At 71.5% G+C, this 18,334-nt stretch carries 14 protein-coding genes; 5 read left to right on the plus strand and 9 right to left on the minus strand.

Going from position 1 to position 18,334, the window contains the following annotated elements; all coding sequences use genetic code 11:
* Nucleotides 1-193: 193 nt before the first annotated feature.
* From VFK57_17725 to VFK57_17740, 4 genes are all read left to right on the plus strand, one after another.
* Entirely contained in the window at nucleotides 194-1,552 is a 1,359-nt protein-coding gene (locus VFK57_17725; protein HET7697561.1) for a TolC family protein, read from the plus strand.
* On the plus strand, nucleotides 1,542-2,747 hold the full coding sequence (locus tag VFK57_17730; GenBank protein ID HET7697562.1) for an efflux RND transporter periplasmic adaptor subunit: 1,206 nt from the start codon (nucleotides 1,542-1,544) through the stop codon (nucleotides 2,745-2,747). Before VFK57_17725 ends, VFK57_17730 begins: the two co-directional genes overlap by 11 nt.
* A 12-nt stretch (nucleotides 2,748-2,759) precedes the next feature.
* Complete coding sequence (locus tag VFK57_17735) at nucleotides 2,760-5,897, plus strand: efflux RND transporter permease subunit (protein HET7697563.1); 3,138 nt, start codon at nucleotides 2,760-2,762, stop codon at nucleotides 5,895-5,897.
* A 73-nt stretch (nucleotides 5,898-5,970) separates the two neighbouring features.
* Nucleotides 5,971-6,507: a lytic transglycosylase domain-containing protein gene (locus tag VFK57_17740; protein HET7697564.1), complete on the plus strand. Its 537-nt coding sequence runs from the start codon at nucleotides 5,971-5,973 to the stop codon at nucleotides 6,505-6,507.
* Here the strand turns inward: VFK57_17740 and VFK57_17745 are convergent.
* The gene (locus VFK57_17745) at nucleotides 6,493-7,386 is read right to left on the minus strand and encodes a CehA/McbA family metallohydrolase (GenBank protein HET7697565.1); all 894 of its coding nucleotides are present in this window, start codon (nucleotides 7,384-7,386) and stop codon (nucleotides 6,493-6,495) included. The genes VFK57_17740 and VFK57_17745 overlap by 15 nt on opposite strands.
* Nucleotides 7,368-7,955, minus strand: coding sequence for a hypothetical protein (locus VFK57_17750; protein ID HET7697566.1), 588 nt, complete (start codon nucleotides 7,953-7,955; stop codon nucleotides 7,368-7,370). Before VFK57_17750 ends, VFK57_17745 begins: the two co-directional genes overlap by 19 nt.
* A gap of 31 nt (nucleotides 7,956-7,986) precedes the next feature.
* On the opposite strand from VFK57_17750, the gene VFK57_17755 reads away from it, so the two are divergent.
* Entirely contained in the window at nucleotides 7,987-9,039 is a 1,053-nt protein-coding gene (locus tag VFK57_17755; protein ID HET7697567.1) for a proline racemase family protein, read from the plus strand.
* Between the two features lie 9 nt (nucleotides 9,040-9,048).
* Here the strand turns inward: VFK57_17755 and VFK57_17760 are convergent, their stop codons facing one another.
* From VFK57_17760 to VFK57_17790, 7 genes are read right to left on the minus strand one after another with little or no spacing between them, the layout of a single operon-like run.
* Complete coding sequence (locus VFK57_17760; GenBank protein HET7697568.1) at nucleotides 9,049-10,647, minus strand: ATP-binding protein; 1,599 nt, start codon at nucleotides 10,645-10,647, stop codon at nucleotides 9,049-9,051.
* Nucleotides 10,644-11,264, minus strand: coding sequence for a chemotaxis protein CheC (locus VFK57_17765; GenBank protein ID HET7697569.1), 621 nt, complete (start codon nucleotides 11,262-11,264; stop codon nucleotides 10,644-10,646). The genes VFK57_17760 and VFK57_17765 overlap by 4 nt, the downstream gene beginning before the upstream one ends.
* The gene (locus VFK57_17770) at nucleotides 11,255-11,632 is read right to left on the minus strand and encodes a response regulator (GenBank protein HET7697570.1); all 378 of its coding nucleotides are present in this window, start codon (nucleotides 11,630-11,632) and stop codon (nucleotides 11,255-11,257) included. Before VFK57_17770 ends, VFK57_17765 begins: the two co-directional genes overlap by 10 nt.
* The gene (locus VFK57_17775; GenBank protein HET7697571.1) at nucleotides 11,629-12,663 is read right to left on the minus strand and encodes a chemotaxis response regulator protein-glutamate methylesterase; all 1,035 of its coding nucleotides are present in this window, start codon (nucleotides 12,661-12,663) and stop codon (nucleotides 11,629-11,631) included. The genes VFK57_17770 and VFK57_17775 overlap by 4 nt, the downstream gene beginning before the upstream one ends.
* Before the next feature lie 20 nt (nucleotides 12,664-12,683).
* Nucleotides 12,684-13,526 carry a CheR family methyltransferase gene (locus tag VFK57_17780; protein ID HET7697572.1) on the minus strand — a complete coding sequence of 281 codons (843 nt, stop codon included), beginning with the start codon at nucleotides 13,524-13,526 and terminating at the stop codon, nucleotides 12,684-12,686.
* Between the two features lie 8 nt (nucleotides 13,527-13,534).
* Nucleotides 13,535-16,216: a HEAT repeat domain-containing protein gene (locus VFK57_17785; protein ID HET7697573.1), complete on the minus strand. Its 2,682-nt coding sequence runs from the start codon at nucleotides 16,214-16,216 to the stop codon at nucleotides 13,535-13,537.
* Nucleotides 16,217-16,251: 35 nt separating this feature from the next.
* Nucleotides 16,252-18,330, minus strand: coding sequence for a methyl-accepting chemotaxis protein (locus VFK57_17790; GenBank protein HET7697574.1), 2,079 nt, complete (start codon nucleotides 18,328-18,330; stop codon nucleotides 16,252-16,254).
* Nucleotides 18,331-18,334: the final 4 nt, after the last annotated feature.

Here is an 18,334-nt window from a genome sequence, read left to right on the forward strand (position 1 = left end):
AAACTCGGCCATGGCCCGGCGGTACGAGTCGCGGCGCCGAGACTGTCGCCGGATTCAACAAACCGGAGCGCGGCATCCGGGAAACCATACGCCGCCTGCCCCTGCACCCGTCCCTCGAACGTACACGAACTGCGTCCGGCGAGTGTGTCACCGAATTGTCATGCCGGGGTCGGTTGCGGGCCAGGGAGTGTGTGTGTACAAGTTACGCGCGATGCGTGCGCCCGTGGTCCTCGTGATGGCCGCATTGGCCGGATGCGCAACGGCATCGCCGCCCGCCGCGCAGCTGCCTGCGCAGCTTTCCGTCGCCAGTCGATCGGCGGGCGACACGGCTGTCTCGATCCCCGCCGGCGTATCACTGGCCGACGGCCTGTCTCCCGACGAGGCGGTCGCGATCGCGCTCTGGAACAACGCGGACTTCCGCCTTCAGCTGGCCGACCTCGGCTTCGCGCGCGCGGATTTGCTCGAGGCGGGCCTGCTCAGAAACCCGGTGCTGTCGCTCCTCTTTCCGGTGGGCCCGAAGCAGTTCGAGGGGACGCTTCGTCTGCCGATCGAGGTGTTGTGGGAGCGGCCGCGGCGGGTGGCGGCCGCCCGGCTGGCATTCGAACGGGCTGCCAAGGGCCTCGAGCAGTACGGGCTCAATCTCGTGGCGGACGTCGAGATCGCCCACGCGGACCTCGCGCTGGCGCAGGCGCGCGCCGATCTCGCGGCGACCGCCGCCACCGAGTTCGAGGCGATTCGCGCCATCGCCGACAGCCGGCTTCGGGCGGGCGACATCAGCGAGCTGGAGGCACAGACCGCGCGGGTCGACGCCGCGCGCGCCCGGCAGGAGGCCGAGCGCGCCACGTACGATGTCGCGGTGCGCGCCAACGCGCTGCGCGCGCGCCTCGGTCTGGCGATGGATCCGGCGGGGGCGGCGCTGACCGTGCCGCAGAGCCGTGCCGGCACCCTGCCGGCGGACGACCGCTGCGGCGACCGTCCGGGCCTGCTCGAACGACTCACCCGCGACGCGCTGGCGTCGCGACCCGAGGTCCGCGCCGCCGAGATCGCCATCGAAGCAGCGGGCGCGCGTCTCGGCTGGGAAAAGGCGCGCGTGGCCACGCTCACCGCCGTCCTCGACGCCAACGGCGCCGGCCGCGAAGGATTCGAGGCCGGACCCGGACTTGATGTCGCGCTGCCGGTGTTCGACCGCAACCAGGGGAACCGGGCGCGCGCCGCGGCGGAGATGGAACGCGCCAGTCTCGCCTACGTGGCGGTGCGGCAGCGGGTCACGACCGAGCTCGTGGAAGCGCTGACTCTCGCCGCGCACGCGCGCTCGGCGCGGACGGCGTGGCAGCAGGCGGTGGTCGCGCCGCTCGAGGATCAGGTGCGCCTCGCGCGCCGCGCGTTCGAAGCCGGAGACGTCTCCAGCCTGTTCGTGCTCGAGACGGCGCGCCGGCTCACCGACGCGCGGCTGCGCGCAAGGGACATCGACGCCGATCTGGCACGGGCCACGGCCCGCGTCGAACGAGCGGTGGGGCGGCCCTGCGCCGCGCGAGGACAAAATGAACGGTAGTGTCCCGAGCCGATTGCGGCGCGCCGCCGCCGTGACTGCGCTGGCGGCGCTCGCCGGCGGCTGCAGCGGCGGGCCCCCTCCGGCGGCGCCGGCCGCGGCGAAACCGGCGACCGTCACGGCGCCGGCGAAGGAAGCGGAGCTGACGTCGGTCAAGCTCGCACCCGACGCGGAGAAGCGGCTCGGCATCGTGACCGTGGCGGTCGAACGCAAGGCCGTCGCCGGCACGCGCAGCCTCGGCGGCGAGATCGAGGCGCCGTCCGGCAACGCCGTCGTCATCACCGCTCCCTCCGCCGGGCTGCTGCACGCGCCGGCCGGGATGCCGATCGCCGGCGCGGCCGTGACGAAAGGGCAGCTCCTCTTCCGCCTCATGCCGCTCTCGGCGAGCGAACGTGACGCGCCGGTAATCAGTCAACAGGCGGTCGACACCGCCACGGCGCGGCGGGACACGGCGGCGAAACGGGTGCAGCGGACCGAGCAGCTGCTCGAGGACGGGGCGGCGAGCCGCCGGCAGCTCGAAGAAGCGCAAGAGGCGCTCTCGGTCGCCGAAGCGGAACTGAAAGCCGCGGTCGATCGGCGCACGCTGACGACGCGGAGCGGAACGACGGACGCCGGCATCCGTCTGGAAGCTCCGCAGCGCGGCGTGATCCAGGCGGTCCACGTCCGCGAGGGGCAGACCGTTGCCGCGTCGGCGCCGCTCGTCGATCTCGTCGCCATGGACTCGGTCTGGGTCCGCGTGCCGGTCTATGCCGGCGAGATCCGCGCCATCGACCCGAACGCGCCGGCCCGGGTGCTGCCGCTCGGCGAGCCGCCCGATGCGGAAGGCTTCGCGGCCCGCCCGATGCCGGCGCCGCCGTCGGCAAACCCGAGGACCGCCGAAGTCGATCTGTATTTCTCGATGACCAACACGCCACCCGGCCGCCGCTTCCGCCCCGGCGAGCGCGTCGCGGTGCGTCTCACGCGCCTCGACACGACGACGGGCCTCGTCGTGCCGGCGGCCGCGCTGCTGCACGACGCGTACGGAGGCACCTGGGTGTATGTCGCGCGCGAGCCTCACGTCTACGCACGGGTGCGCGTCGTCGTCAGCGACATCAGCGGCGGCCTGGCGCTGCTCGGCGCCGGCCCGCCGATCGGCGCCCGCGTGGTCACCGACGGCGCCGCGGAACTCTTCGGCGTCGAATTCGGGGTCGGCAAGTAGCCGAATCGATCGATGCGCTGGATCGTCCACACCGCTCTGCGTCTCCGTCTCGTCATCGTCGCGCTCGCCGTGGTGCTCATCGTCGCCGGGGCGCAGGCGGCCCGCGACACACCGCTCGACGTCTTCCCCGAGTTCGCGCCGCCGCTGGTCGAGATCCAGACCGAAGCCCCCGGGCTCTCCTCCGCGGAAGTCGAGAGCCTCGTCAGCGCGCCGATCGAGACCGCCATGAACGGCGTGGCCGATCTCAGGACGCTGCGGTCGAAGTCGGTGCTCGGGCTCTCCTCCGTGGTGCTGATCTTCACGGAGGGCACCAAGCTGCTGGAGGCCCGGCAGCTGGTGCAGGAGCGCTTGCTGCGCATCGCCGCCGCGCTGCCCGCGGCGGCCCATCCGCCGGTGATCCTCTCGCCGCTGTCCTCGCTCAGCCGGGTGATGAAGATCGGCCTCACCTCGAAGAAGCTGTCGCAGGTCGAACTGACGACGCTCGCCAAGTGGACGGTGAGGCCGCGGCTGATGTCCATCCCCGGGGTGGCCAACGTGGCGATCTGGGGTCAGCGCGATCGACAGCTGCAGGTGCTCGTCGATCCGGCGCGCCTGCGGGCAAGCAACGTTTCGCTGGCCGAGATTGTCACTGCCGCGCGCGAAGGCACGTCCACCGCCTCCGGCGGCTTCCTCGAGACCGCACAGCAGCGGCTGGCGGTCGCGCACGCGCCCGCGGTATCGAGCGTCGCCGACCTGCGGCAGATTCTCGTCGCCAGGCCCGGCAGCGCGACGGCGGGCCCCGGCGGGCTGCGCGTCGGCGACGTCGCTGACGTCGTCGAGGGCTTCCCCCCGCCGATCGGCGACGCGATCGTCAACGACGTGCCCGGTCTGCTGCTGATTGTCGAGAAGCACCCCGACGGCAATACGCTGCAAGTGTCGCGCGACGTCGAAGCGGCGCTGGCGGCGCTCACGCCGGCCCTGCCGGACGTCGAAGTCGATCCGACGATCTTCCGCCCGGCGACATTCATCGAGCTGTCGCTGCGCCATCTCAATCAGGCGCTGCTCCTCGGCTGCCTTCTGGTGGTCGTCGTCCTCGCCGTGTTCCTCTACGACTGGCGCACGGCGCTCATCAGCATCGTCGCCATTCCGTTGTCGCTGATCACCGCGGCACTGCTCCTCCGCTACCGGGGCGGCACGCTCGATACGATGGTCATCGCCGGCCTGATCATCGCGCTGGGTGAAGTCGTGGACGACGCGATCATCGATGTGGAGAACATCGTCCGGCGCCTCCGGCTGAACGCCGCGCTGCCGAACCCGCAGCCGGCGTCGCGCGTCGTGCTGGACGCCTCGATCGAAGTCCGCAGCGCCGTGGTCTACGGCAGCATGATCGTGGTGCTGGTGTTCATTCCCGTGTTCCTGCTCGAAGGGCTCGCCGGGTCGTTCTTCCGGCCGCTTGCGCTGTCGTACGTGCTCGCGATCCTGGCCTCCCTGGCGGTGGCCCTGACGGTCACTCCGGCGATGGCGCTGATGCTGCTGCCGAAACACCTGCACGCGCGCGAGGCGCCGGCGGTGACCTGGCTGAAGGCGCGCTACCGGCGAATCCTGCCGTCGCTCATCGACGCGCCGCGGCGGGCGATCGCCATCATCGCGGCCGCGCTGCTGGCGAGCGCGGCGGCGTTCCCGTGGCTCGGCGAAGAGTTCCTGCCGCACTTCAAGGAATATGACTTCCTGATGCACTGGGTCGAGAAACCGGCAACGTCGCTCGACGCGATGCGCCGGATCACGGTGCGCGCGAGCCAGGAGCTGCGCGCGATCCCGGGCGTGCGCAATTTCGGTTCGCACATCGGCCGCGCCGAAGTCGCGGACGAAGTCGTCGGCATCAACTTCACGGAACTGTGGATCAGCCTCGATCGCAGCGTCGATTACGAGGCGACGGTGGCGAAGATCCAGGCGGTCGTCGACGGCTATCCCGGGCTGACCCGGGATCTGCTGACGTATCTGCGCGAGCGCATCAAGGAAGTCCTGACCGGGTCGAGCGCGACCATCGTCGTGCGCATCTTCGGTCCCGATCTCGGCGAACTGGGTGTCCGGGCGGGCGAGGTGCGGCAGGCGTTGTCCGGCATCGACGGCGTCGCCGATCTGACGCAGCAGCAGTTGACGCTGGTGCCGCAGGTGCTCGTGCGGCTGCAGCCCGATCGCGCCCGGATTGCCGGCGTCACGCCGCAGCGGGTGCGGGAGACCGTCGCAACCGTGCTCCAGGGAACGAAGGTCGGCGAGATCTACGACCAGCAGATGATCTTCGACGTCGTCGTGCGCGGCGTGCCGGCGGTCCGCTCGGACCTCTTTGCCATCAAGCGGCTGCCGGTCGAAACCGTCGCCGGCGGCTACGTGCCCCTGGACGCGGTCGCCGAGGTGTCGCTCACGCCGACGCCCAACGAGATCACGCGCGAAGGCGGGTCGCGGCGCATCGACGTGACGACGAACGTGAAGGGACGCGACCTCGGCGCGGTGGCCCGCGACATCCAGGCGGCGCTGGCGCACGTCCCGTTCAAAGCCGGGTATCACGCGGAGGTCCTCGGGGAATTCGCCGCGCGTGAAGCCTCGCAGCGGCGCCTGCTGATGCTGGGTCTTCTGTCGCTGCTCGGCATCCTGCTGGTGCTCCACGCGGATTTCGGATCGGGACGCCTCGTCGCGCTCGTGGCGCTGACGCTGCCGTTCGCGCTGATCGGCGGCGTCGCGGCGGCGTTTCTGTCAGGCGGCGTGCTCTCGCTGGGATCGCTGGTCGGATTCGTCACCGTGCTCGGTATCGCGGCGCGCAACGGCATCATGCTGGTCAGCCACTATCGGCACCTGCAGGAGGAGGAAGGGGTCCCGTTCGGGCGGCAGCTGGTGCTGCGCGGCGCGGAAGAGCGGCTGGCGCCGATCCTGATGACGGCGCTCGCGACCGGGCTCGCGCTCGTTCCGATCGTGGCCGGCGGCAGCCGCTCCGGCCAGGAAGTCGAGCATCCAATGGCGGTGGTCATTCTCGGCGGACTGTTCACATCCACCGTGCTGAACCTCTTCCTGCTGCCCGCTCTATTCCTGCGCTACGGCCGCGTTTCAGCGGCTGAGGAACCCGTCCTTGCAGCCAGGTCCGGTTGTGAGGGGCCTGGGTCTCCGCGGAACCAGTGACGAGCGCCGGCACGATTCACGGCGCTGGCGCCGATCGAAGGAGCGGCGGCGCGGCGATCGCCGGCGCGCCGGCATGCGCACGCTGCTGCTCACGGCCGCGACGCTGTCCATGCCCAGCGCCGCAAGGGTCGTCACCTCGACCGTAAGCGACATCCGTCAGAAACAGCCGAGCGTCTCGTACACGATCGATCGCATCGTGGCCCCGATCGACCCCCGATCCGCCTACGACGACATCGTTCTCGAGGCGGCGCGGTTGTACCGCCTCGACCCGCACATGATCCGCGCGGTCATGCAGGCGGAATCGGGCTTCAACGCGCTGGCGGTCTCCCCCGTGGGAGCGCTCGGCCTGATGCAGTTGATGCCGCCGGTGGCGGCGGAACTCGGCGTCAGCGATCCGCTCGACCCGCGGGAGAACATCATGGCCGGAGCGCGCTACCTGCGGCAACTGCTCGACGCGCACCGCGGCGACGAGCGCCTCGCGCTGGCGAGCTACAACGCCGGGCCCGGCAACGTCGCGAAGTATGGCCGCATCCCGCCGTTCAGGGAAACGCAGAACTACGTCAGGAAAGTCACCGCGCTGATGTCGGAGGCGCGGTCACAGGGCAACTGAGCGGTCGCGCGGGCCGAGGACGATGAGCGCCACGAGACTGATCCAGGCGCCGCCGGTCGACACGCCGTCGACCCAGTGCCATCCCGAGGGGCGGGCCGTCGCCACGCGGCGGCACTCGGCCGCCACGGGAGCAAGCAGCGCCGGCGGTCCGAACACCTCGCCGCGGCTGTCGCAGGCCACGGTACGTCCGCTTCGGATGGCCTCGAACATGCCGTCGCGCGAACGGCCGGTCACGAAGAGAAACGTCCGGTTCACCCCGAGCGGCGTGTAGTAATGGAAATCGCTGCCGCCGAACGGCGCGAGTGCCGGACGCCGCGCGACGGCCTGCCTGATGAACGGCGCCGTCTGCGCGACGGTGTCCCTGGAGGACGCGGCCTCGAACCCGTCGACGGCGGCGAGGGCGGCAGCGTCCCAGGCGGAGGGCACCGGACCCAGGGGATGCGCCGCGATCGCGAGGCCGCCTTGCGCGTGAATCGCGGCGGCGGCCTGCACCGGCGACTGGCGCCACGGCACGACCTCGCGAACCCCAATCGCCGCGATGTGGTACCCCGACGACGTCAGCTCGATCCCGGGGAGCACGATCGTGCCGTCGAACGACGAACCGAAACGCTGCGCGACGCGCCACGAGAACAGGCTGTTGTGATTCGTCAACGCGATCGCGTCGAGGTCCCGGCGGCGCGCTTCGCCGGCCAGATCCCACGGCAGCAGGCCGCCGTCACCGGGGAAGCTGTGAACGTGGAAGTCGGCGGCGAGCACGGTGTAGCCGCCGGCCGTGAGCGGCGGACGCTCCACCGCGGCGCCGCCGGCCGCGCCCAGCGCGATGCAGCCGATGAGCCCGACCCATGCGATCACGCGCGCCGTCACGGCGCGGCGAACCACTGCGCCAGCGCGCCCACGATGCGCGGCTGGAGCGCGACGCTGGCGCCGTACAGCACGCCGAGGGTCGTCCAGGTGATCGCCTGATGGACCGCGGTGCGCCACACCGCGCCGCGGCCATCCAGGCGCAGCACTTCGCGGAAGAAGGCCCTGATCGCCCGCACCGTGATGGCGAGCGGGATCAACGCCAGCGGCAGGAGCGGGAGCAGCGGCCGTCCGGCCGGCGCCGGCATCGCGGCGGCGCCGAGCATCCACAGCGACCAGGGTGCGTGACTCGCGAAAAACAGATCCAGGGCGCGCGGGATGCCGACGGTTCGCCGCGCCGGCGCGGCCACGACCACGAACGCGATGGCGATCTGCAGCACGATCACGAACGACCACGCCGCCGTCGTGCGAAGGACGAGCGCCGGCGTGACGTGCCCGGTCCCCGCGATTGCCATCGACAGGCCGATCGCCAGACAGGCGAGGAGCGGCCGTCGCAGCCAGGCCGCCGGACGGAGCGGCGACGGCTGGCGCGCGAGCATCGCGTAGGTGCGCACGGGCGCGGCGATCAGCCGCAGTTCCGGTGTCATCGAAGACGTCATCGTAATACGATCGCCGGCGATGCGACTCTCATCGATGATTGCGGCGGTGGATCTGCACGCGTGCGGCGAGCCCGGGCGGGTGATCGTCGGCGGCGTGCGCGACGTGCCGGGGCGCACGATGTTCGACAAGATGCAGCACCTGGCGCGCCACGAGGACGGGCTGCGCAAGCGGATGCTGCGCGAGCCGCGCGGCTACCCGGCGGCGAACTGCAACCTCGTGCTGCCGCCGACGCGGCCGGAGGCCGACGCCGGGTTCGTCATCATGGAGCAGGTCGAGTACCCGCCGATGTCGGGCACGAATACGATCTGCGTGACCACCGCGCTCCTCGAGACCGGGATGATTCCGATGCGGGAACCGGTCACCACCCTGACCCTCGAGACTCCCGCCGGGTTGATCGGCGTCCGCGCCGAGTGCCGCGGCGGCAAGGTCACCCGCGTCGCCTTCCGCAACGTTCCCGCGTTCGCGGTTCACCTCGACGCCGTCATCGAGGTGAAGACGCTCGGCCGCGTCACCGTCGATGTCGCCTGGGGCGGCATGTTCTACGTCATCGCCGACGCGGCGCCGTTCGGGCTCCGGCTCACGCCCGACGAGGGGCGCGACATCACCCGCATCGGCGAGCTGATCAAGGCCGCGGCACAGGAGCAGCTGCCCGTCGTCCATCCCGAGAATCCGGAGATCCGCGACGTCACCATCGCCCAGCTCTCGGGCCCCCCGGTGGTGCCGGAGAATCACCGCCGCAACGCCGTCGTCGTCTCCACCGGCAAGCTCGATTGGGATCGTCCGTCGACGTGGACCGGCGCGATCGATCGCTCGCCGTGCGGCACCGGGACGTGCGCCAGGATGGCGGCGCTGCACGCGCGCGGCGCGCTCGCCCTCGGCCAGCCGTTCCGCCACGAGGGCATCCTCGGCACGGTGTTCACGGGCACGCTGCTGGAGGAAACGACCGTCGGGCCGCATCGCGCCGTCGTCCCCGAACTGGCCGGGACTGCCTGGATCACCGGCTTCGCTCAGTACGTGGTCGATCCGCAGGATCCGTTCCCGGAGGGGTTCACCGTCGGCGATATCTGGTGAGCGGAGAGCCTAGCGGGCGAGGACGCTGCTGACCGCGGTGGCCAGCGCGCCCGGGGCGACCGGCTTGGTGAGGTGCAGACGGAAGCCGGCGGCGAGCGCGCGGCGTTTGTCCTGCGGACGGCCGTGGCTGGTGAGGGCGATCACCGGAATCGCGCCGCCGCGCGACTTCGGCCGCACCGACAACTGCTCCATCAGCCGGTAGCCGTCCTCGTCGGGCAGGCCGATGTCGCAGATGATCACGTCCGGCAGCTGGCGGACGGCGGCCGCCGCGTCGAGCGCGGAGAGCGCGTCGCGCGAGGAGGCTGCCAGCGTGATCATCACGCCGAATTCCTGCAGTGCCGCGGTGACGAGGCCGCGTCCATCCGCCGCTCCCTCGACGAGGAGGGCGCGCCGGCCGGACAGCGCTGCCGGATCCGCTTCCCCGGCCTCGCTCGCGTCGTCGGCCGTCAGCTCGGTGCGCGCCGGGAAGGTGACGGTGAACGTGCTGCCCTGCCCCTCCACACTCGCCGCGCTGACCTGCCCGCCATGCAGCTCGACGAGCTGCCGCACCAGCGACAGCCCCAGCCCCAGGCCGCCGTGCCGGCGGCTCGACGAGGAGTCGGCCTGGCGGAAGCGCTCGAACATCTGCGGCAGGAAGTCCGGAGAGACGCCGCGGCCGGTGTCCTCGACCCACAGCCGGAGGAGGTCGCCGTCGCGAGCGATGCCCAGCGTGACGCGGCCGCCCGTCTCGGTGAACTTCACCGCGTTGGAGAGCAGGTTCCAGACGATCTGCTGCATGCGATCCGGATCGCCCATCATCCACGGCTCGGCGGTGTCGATCTTGGTGAGCAGCGAGATCCCCTTGGCGGTCGCGGCCGGCGACACGACGTCGATGGCGCTGATCGCGATGTTCGCCAGATCCACCGGCTGCATCTCGAGGCGGAGCTTGCCGCTCATGATGCGCGCCATGTCGAGCATGTCGTCGATCAAGCGCGTCTGCGCCACGGCGTTGCGATCGATCACCTGCAGCGCGCGGGTCAGCATCGCCGGGTCGACCTGGCGCCCGAGCAGAATCTTCGTCCACCCGAGGACGGCGTTGAGCGGCGTGCGGATCTCGTGCGACAGGGTCGCCAGGAACTCGTCCTTGACGCGCACCGCCTCCTCGGCGACGCTGCGCGCCGTCTCGGCCGCCTCGATCTGACGCCGCATCTCGCGTTCGGTGATCACCCGGTCGCTCACGTCCTCGACGATGGCGATGGTGCCGACGATCGCGCCATCCACTTCGAGCGGGGCGATGCGCACGGTCTGCGCGCTCTCCATCTGTCCGGCAGCCGCCGGAATCAGGTAGCGGTGGAAGCGGTGGGAGAGCACGCGGGGCTCGCCGGCGAGCGCGGCGCGGAAGTGAACGTCCAGGCCGCGCGCCTCGATGTCGGGCACCACCTCGACCAGCCGGCGGCCGACGGCGTCGGCCGCAGCGATGCCGCTGTGTTCTTCCAGGTGGCGGTTCCAGCTCCGGATCACCAGGGCGGCGTCCGTCGTGAGGATGCCCTGCACGGTGAGGTCGTCGAACCAGCGCAGCATCGCGGTGGTCAGCAGATCCGGCCGGCCGACCGCGAGCGGCTGGTTCACGCGCGCCCCTCGCGGTGCTCCCATTCCTCGACGGCGCGGATCAGACGGTCCAGCGATGCGACGCTGAGGACGATCACCAGATAGCCTTTCACTTCCGCGTCGCGGAGCTTGAAGCCGGCGTGGACGACGAGGGCGTAGCGCAGCCCTTCGCGATTGACCAGCAGCGAGCGCATGACCTCGTGGAGCGTGTCGAGATTGAGACGCGGCACCGAGAACGAGACCTGCACCTTCAGGATGTTGCCGAAGGTGCCGAGGCAGGCGTTGAGCAGGATGTTGCCGACCTCGGTGAGCACTTCGCGCGCCGACGCGTCGAGCGGCAGCGGCAGCGGCGGCTCGCTGGTGAGCAGCTCCTTCAGCATGCCGGCTGCGTGGTAGTCGAGGATCAGCAGCGCGTCGCCGCCCACCGGGCCGGAAAAGATCTGGTGCACGCTGGCGACTTCGTCCGTGAGCACCGCCTGCAGCGCCTTGTTCAGCTCGTCGATGGGGTGCACCGACACCTGCGGCACCTCGAGGAGCACCCGGTGGCCGGTGAGCTGCGACAACGACGACGCGGCGCGGCCGAAGCCGATGTTCAGCAGCTCGATCAGCGCGTCCTGCTGCGTCTGAGTCAGTTCCACGGCGTCGTGCCCTTCAGGACCTGCTCGATCGTTGCGACCACCTCGCCCGGAGGAGCCGGTTTGTTGATGAAGCCGGCGGCGCCCGCCGCCTGCACCATGTCGCGCGACGACGTCTGCACGTCGGCCGTCACGACGATGACCCGCGCCATCGGATCCATTTCGCGCAGCTTTTCCAGCACGTCGAGCCCGTACATGCCTTTCATGACCAGGTCGAGCAGGACGACGTCCGGCTTGTCGACGGCGAAGCGCTCGAGCGCCGAGAGGCCGTCTTCCGCCTCGACGACGTCGTAGCCTGCCTGCTCGAGCACGCGGCGAGTGCTGCGGCGGGCGAGGCCCGAATCGTCCACCAACAGCACCTTCGGACTCATACGCGCTCCATGATCGCCTGCGCGATCCGTTCCAAGGGCACGGCGGCGTCGCTGAGCCCCGCCTCGACCACGGAACGGGGCATGCCATAGACGACGCAGCTTTCTTCGGCTTCCGTAAGGATACCGCCGCCGCGGGCCTTGATCCATGCCGCCCCCTCGCGGCCGTCGGCCCCCATGCCGGTCATCACCACGCCGAGCGCGCGCTCCCCGTAGACCTCCGCGGCCGACTGAAACAGGGCGTCCACGGAGGGGCGATGCGGCGTGTCGAGGGGACGGATGTCGAGGTGGGTCCGCACGCTCGCGCCGTCGCGGCGCAGGCTGAGATGGCGTCCCGCCGGAGCGAGGAACACGGTGCCGGGCTCGACGAGCTGGCCGGCCGAGGCCTCCACCACGCGCAGCCGCGACATCTCGTCCAGCTTGCGCGCATACATCTCGGTGTAGCCCAGCGGCATGTGCAGCACCATCGCGACCGGCACGGGGAAGTCTTCGGGCAGCGCCGGGATCACGGCCTTCAGCGCCTGCGGACCGCCGGTGGAGACGCCAATCACCACCACGTCGTAGGTGCCGCGGCCTCGCGCCGGCGAGGCCACGATCGCCGGCAGCGGCGTGCCGCGCGCGACGGCGCGCCGCGGCGCGTGGGCCGCGGCTTTCACCTTCTCGACCAGTTCCTCGGCCATGTCCATCAGCCGCTCGGTGGCGAGCGCGGTCGGCTTCTGGACGAAGTCGACGGCCCCGGCGTCCAGCGCCGCGAGCACCTGCTCCCCCGCGCCGTCCGCGATGCTGATGATCACGATCGGCAGCGGGCGGCGCGCCATCTGCTCGCGCACGTAGGTCACGCCGTCCATCTGCGGCATGTTCAGATCGCAGGTGACGACGTCGGGATTGAGCTCGGCGGTGAGATCGAGGGCCTCCCGTCCGTCGCGCGCCGCCGCGACGACTTCGATGAACGGGCTGCGCCCGAGCATCTCGGTGACGACCTTGCGCACGTAGGCGGAATCATCCACCACGAGCACGCGCACTATCTCAGGCATCGGCTCCTCTTACCCTTCGCTCAGCGCTTGACATACACGAACGCACCGCCGATCTCCTGCAGTTCGAACCTGGTCTGCAGCCGCATCAGCGACTCGGAGGCGCCGAGACACAAGTAGCCCGGCGTGGGCATGGCGCGCTCGAACTGCGCGACCGCCTGCACGATCGCGGCCGGTGAAAAATAGATGAACAGGTTGCGGCAGAAGACGATCGGGGCGCGGACGACAGCGGCGGTCTCCGCTTCCGACAGCAGATTGACGACGCTCCACGACGTGATGCGCCGCTGGAGCGACGGCTGGACGATCCACTGGTCGCCGTCGCGCGTGAAGTAGCGCGCCTGCAGCGCCGGGGGAAGGCTGCGGAACGCCCGCTGACGGAATCGTCCGCCGCGCGCCTTTGCGATCGCCGCCGCGCTGGCGTCGGCCGCGTGAATCTCGATCCGGGCGCGGGAAAAGAGCCCAGCCTCCTCGAGCGCCATCGCGATGGTGAGCGGTTCCTCGCCGGTCGCGCAGGGAAGGCTGCAGATGCGGATCGGCTGCGACGGCGCCGCGGCGAGCAGCGCCGGGACGACGTGGGTGACGACTGCCTGCACCTGATCGATCTCGCGCCAGAAGTAGGTCTCCGGCACCGACAGCGCGTCCATGAGGCGGCCCCATTCGCCCGCCGCGGCATCGTCGTACTTGAGCAGGTAGTAGTAGTCGATGAACGAGTCGAAGCCGCGTTCGACGACCAGGGGGGACACGCGGTCGGCGAGCATCTCCAGGCGCGCGTCGTCGTAGAAGAGGCCGGCGCGCTCGTGAATCAGATCGCGCAGCAGCGGCAGCGCGCTGGTCGAGAGACCCAGACCGTCGGCGTGCGGGGCCATCGCGGCGGTTACCGATCCTCATGGCCGTCGCCGACGAGCGGCGCATCGGTGGCGCGGCCCAGCGCCGCGGCGGCGGCGCGCCGCACCGCGCGGGACGAGTCCTCGCGCGCCATTCGCGCGAAGAGCCGCAGCGTGCCGCGCGCGCCCAGGCGATCGAGCGCGGTCACCGCCGCTTCACGCACCGCGGCGTCGGCATCCTCGAGCGCCGTGCGGAGCGCGGCCGAGGCGTCGGGATGGCGCAGCCGCGCCAGGACGTCGATCGTCGCGAGGCGCACGTCCGGCTGCAGGTGAGACAGGCCGTCGGCAATGGTCGCGATGCGCGATTCGGGCAGCCGCGCCAGCGCCGCCACGCTGGCATCGCGGCGCGCCGGATCCGCCGTCAGCGCGAGCAGCGCGGCGGCGGCGCGGGCAAACGGATCGCCGCTGCGGCCGGCGATGGCCCCGAGCGCCTCGATCGCCGCCGCGGCGACCGCGGCGTCGGTGTCGGCGCCGGCGGTCCAGGCCAGCGCATCGACGGCGTCCGGCGCTGCGCTGGCGCGCAGCCCGGCGACCGCCGCCGTTCGGCGCATCGCGTCCGGCGCCCGGAGGGCGTTCTTCAAGGCGGCTCTGGCGCGATCGGCATCGAAGCGGCCGAGCGCGCGGAGCGCGGCGGCCGCGAGGTCGGTTTCCGCATCGCCGGCATACTGCAGCAGCACGTCGAGCGCCGCCGGCTCGCCGATCGCGCCGAACGATTCCAGCGCCGCAATCCGCACGTGCATCGCCGGATCGGCGGCGGCGAGGGCGGACAGCCGCTCGAGCGCCGACCCGTCGCGAATCTCGCCGAGCGATCGCACGGCGTAGTAGCGGACCCAGGGATCGCCGTCCTGCAGCGCGCGGCGCAACGGCTCGCGCGCGGCGGCGGACGCCAGGTGCGCCAGCGCCTGCGCCGCGGCGGCGCGCACCCGCGCCGCGGGATCGTCGAGCGCGCGGGCGAGCTGCGCGGCCACGCGCGGGTCGTCCAGGTACGGCAGATGCTCCACGGCCGCGCGGCGCACGGCGTCGTCCGCGTCCGCGCAGCGCTCGATCAGCGTGTCGACGCAGTCCGGATAGCCGAAGTAGCCGGCAATGCGGACCGCCGATTCCCTCGTGCGCGGGTCGGGAGAGGACAACAGCGCCGCGACCCGGGATGCCATTGCCGGATGGCCGAGCGAGTTGAGCGCGCCGATCGCGGCCTGCCGCACCGCGGCGTCCTGGTGCGAGAGGAGCGGCAGCAGCGCCTCGAACGACGAGGGATCGCCGATGCGCGCCAGCGCCGACGCGGCGGCGACGATCTCCCGACGCGGACGATCGAGCGTGGCGGCGAGCGCCGGCGCCGCCCGCCGATCGCCGATCCGGCCGAGCGCGGCGATCGCCGCCAGCCGCACGTCCGCGTCGTCGGCGCGCAGCTGCTCGACGAGCGTGTCGACGATCCCCGCGCTCGCCTCGCGGCGCGCGATCGCTTCGATCACCGCCGAACGCACCGTCGGCTGGCCGAGCAGACGCGCCAGCGCGCGCTCGACCGCCGGGCCGCGGAGCCAGCCGAGCACCGTGACCAGTCCCGGCAGGTCGTCCGCGCTCGCGGCATCCACCGCGTCGAGCAGGCGCTGCGCGCCGGACGGGGCGATCGCCGCCTGCAGTTCCGAGACGATCAGCGCGCCCCCCGCGTAGTGCTCCTCGTAGCGCTCGTAGATGCGGGCCAGCGCCCGCGCGACCGGTGCCGCATGCCCGGTCTCGTTCACCACCGCCGCGAGCGGCGCCACCGCTTCCGCGCCGCCGAGCTCGCCGAGCGCGTCCGCCACCGGCTGCGTGATGTCGGGCCGGCGCAGCAGCGGAATCAGCCGCGGCACCACCCGCGCGTCGTGAATCCGCGCGAGCGCATCGACCGCCGGGAACACCAGGAAGAAGTCGTCGGATTCGGCGAGGTCGGCGAGCGCGTCGACGGCGTCGCCGGCGCGCATGCGGCCGAGCGCCTCGATCGCATGGAAGCGGACGTTGATGTCGGGATCCTGCAGCGCGGCCATCAGCGCCTCGACCGCGCCCGCGGTCTGGCGCTCGCCGAGCGCGAGCGCCGCCTGCATCCGCAGCCCCGGATCCGGATCGGCCATCAGCGTGACGAGCGGTCCGGTGAGATCCAGCTCCGACGCCGCGAGCAGCTGCAGCGCGCTGCTCAGCACGTTGAAGTCACGATGCTCCACCCGCAGCGCCTCGACCAGCGCATGGAACAGGTCCGGATCCGCCTCGCGCGACAGTTCGCTGATCGCCGTCCGCCGCACCGTCCAGTCGTCGGCGCGCAGCCCTTCGGTGAGCTCGCGCTCGCGGTCGATCCGCGCGGTGACATCCTCGACCGTCGCCATCACCCCGACGATCCCGGTGCCCTCGCGGAGCGGCCCGAGCGTCACGCGCTGCTGCATCCGATCGAAGAATCTCGACGGCTGCCGCGGCGGACACGGCACGAGGTAATGGTGGAACGCGGGCGCGAGCACCTGCACCTCGCCCGTCGCCAGCACCCGGGCGAAGCGCTGCAGGAATCCGCGGGCCTCCAGATCGGGGACGACGTCCGCGAGGGGACGGCCGACCGCGTCGGCGGCGGCAATCCCGGTGCTGGCAGCCAGCCAGCCGTCCCACGTGCGGACGACCAGCGCGGCATCCACGGTGAGGATGCCGAGCGGCACGGGCGCGCCGCCCCCGGATTGCTCCGGCGGGGCGATCAATGCGGTTTCGTCGACAGGCTATCGACGATGCTGGTCAACGCCTGGGCCGAACGGACCAGATCGGCCGTGCTCTCGCGCGTCTGCCGGACGCCCGCGGCGTTGCGATCCGAGATGCGGCGCAATTCCCCGAGATCCTCGAGGACCGAGGAGGCCGCCTGCGAGTGCTCCTTGTTGGCGACGGTGATGCCCTTGATCTGTTTCGCGGTATTCGCCGCCGCGGCGGTCATGTCTTTCATCGCCCGCGCCTGCTCCCTCAGCGCTTTGGCGGACTGATCCGCCTGCTGCCGCATCGAGGCCGCCGCCGCCGCGATCTGCACCGACGCCGCGCTCTGCTCCGACATCGACTTGGTGACGCCGGCGACCATCCGGGTGAGACCGTCGGCAGCCTTGACGATCTCCTCCGTCGAGACCGCCTGCTGCGACACCGCGCGGGTCGTCGCCGCCGCGCCGCGCCGCATCACCTCGTTGGCCTGCGCGATCTCGGCGGCGCTCTTCGCCTGCTCCGACATCGCCTTGCGCAGCTGCACCGCCAGCCTGGACGTGCCGTTGGCCGCCTTGAGGATGTCGCGCGAGGCGCGTCCCTGCTCGCCGACCGCCTTGGTGACCTCCTGCGCGATCTTCCGCATCTGCGTGGTCGCCTGGACGATCTGCGCCGCACCGGTGGCCTGCTCGGCGGTCGCGGTGGCGATGATTCGCGCCTGATCGGTCGTCGCCGCGATCGCCGCCGCCACCGACTGCCCGGTGCTCCGCTGCTCCGCCGTCGCCGCGGCGATCTGTGCCGCCAGCGTCACCGTTTCCGAGACGCCGTTGAGGATCTTCTTCAGTCCCGAGGCCCCCGCTTCGGCCAGCACGCTGCTCTCGTCGGCGACGCGCAGCCCGTCGTTCGAGGCGGTCACCGCGTCGTGCGAGACTTCCTGGAGCGCCTTGATGATCGCGGCGATGTCGGCGGTGGCCTTCGCCGAGCGATCCGCCAGGTTGCGGATCTCTTCCGCCACCACCGCGAAGCCGCGGCCGGCGTCGCCGGCCCGCGCCGCTTCGATCGAGGCATTCAGCGACAGCAGGTTGGTGCGTTCGGCGATCAGATTGATCGTGTCGACGATCGACGTGATGTCGCCGGTGCGCTTGCCCATCTCGCGCATCACCGCCGCCGACTGCACCATCGATTCGCGCATCCGCCCGATCCCCTGGATCGAGCGCTGCAGCGAGGCGCCCCCTTCCTCGGCGTCGTGCGAGACCCGGCGCGAGACTTCCTCGGCCGAGCGCGCCAGCGCCGCCACCGACGCGATCGAGCGCTCCATCTGCGTGGCGCTGACGCCGGCGTCGCGGGCCACGTCGCTGATCCGCGTGCCGCTCTGCGCCACCCCCTGCACCGACCGCGACATCTGCTCGATCGCGGAGGCGTTCTGCTCGACCGCCGTCGCCAGCCGTTCGGTCATCGCGCCGACTTCCTCGACCGACGCCGCCATCTCGTTCACCGACGACGACGTCTCCTCCGCCGCGGCGGCGAGATCGTCGGTGCTGGCCGAGACTTCCTTGATCGAGCTGGCCATCTCGTTCACCGCGCTCCCCGTCTGCTCGACGGAGGTCGTCAGGCCCTCGGTGTCGCGCGCCACGCCGCGCACCGTCCCGGCCATCGCCGCGATCGAAGCGCTCACCTGCTGCGCCGCCGCCGCCATCTCCTGGGCGGTCGCGGTGACGTGCTGGATCGACGACGCGCTCTGCTCGATCGAGGTCGAGGTCTGGGTCACCGCCGACGACAGGCTCGTCGTATTCGCGGTCACCTGCTCGATCGATGCCGCCATCTCGTTGATCGAGGAGACCAGCTCCTCGGCCGAGACCGCCACCGATTCGGCCTGGCTGGAGGTCTCCTTCAGCGACGCGGCCATCTGATTGACGCTCGCGGCGGCGCGATCCATCGCCCGCAGCTGGACGTCCGCCCCTTCGGCGACATCCTCGGTGATGCGGCTGATCGCGCCGGCGGTGGCGGTCAGCTGCTGCGCCTCGCTCATCACCAGCCGCGAATCGAAGCGCGGCGCGACGCGGGTGGCGCGGCCGTTGATCTTACGGGTTGCCATGGCG

The organism is Vicinamibacterales bacterium, assembly GCA_035699745.1.
GTDB lineage: Bacteria > Acidobacteriota > Vicinamibacteria > Vicinamibacterales > 2-12-FULL-66-21 > JAICSD01.

Coding starts and splice junctions, on each gene's coding strand:
- VFK57_17770 (HET7697570.1), bottom strand. CDS start 11,632: ATGAGTCCGAAGGTGCTGTTGGTGGACGATTCGGGCCTCGCCCGCCGC.
- VFK57_17730 (HET7697562.1), top strand. CDS start 1,542: ATGAACGGTAGTGTCCCGAGCCGATTGCGGCGCGCCGCCGCCGTGACT.
- VFK57_17775 (HET7697571.1), bottom strand. CDS start 12,663: ATGCCTGAGATAGTGCGCGTGCTCGTGGTGGATGATTCCGCCTACGTG.
- VFK57_17735 (HET7697563.1), top strand. CDS start 2,760: ATGCGCTGGATCGTCCACACCGCTCTGCGTCTCCGTCTCGTCATCGTC.
- VFK57_17755 (HET7697567.1), top strand. CDS start 7,987: ATGCGACTCTCATCGATGATTGCGGCGGTGGATCTGCACGCGTGCGGC.
- VFK57_17750 (HET7697566.1), bottom strand. CDS start 7,955: ATGACACCGGAACTGCGGCTGATCGCCGCGCCCGTGCGCACCTACGCG.
- VFK57_17780 (HET7697572.1), bottom strand. CDS start 13,526: ATGGCCCCGCACGCCGACGGTCTGGGTCTCTCGACCAGCGCGCTGCCG.
- VFK57_17790 (HET7697574.1), bottom strand. CDS start 18,330: ATGGCAACCCGTAAGATCAACGGCCGCGCCACCCGCGTCGCGCCGCGC.
- VFK57_17740 (HET7697564.1), top strand. CDS start 5,971: ATGCGCACGCTGCTGCTCACGGCCGCGACGCTGTCCATGCCCAGCGCC.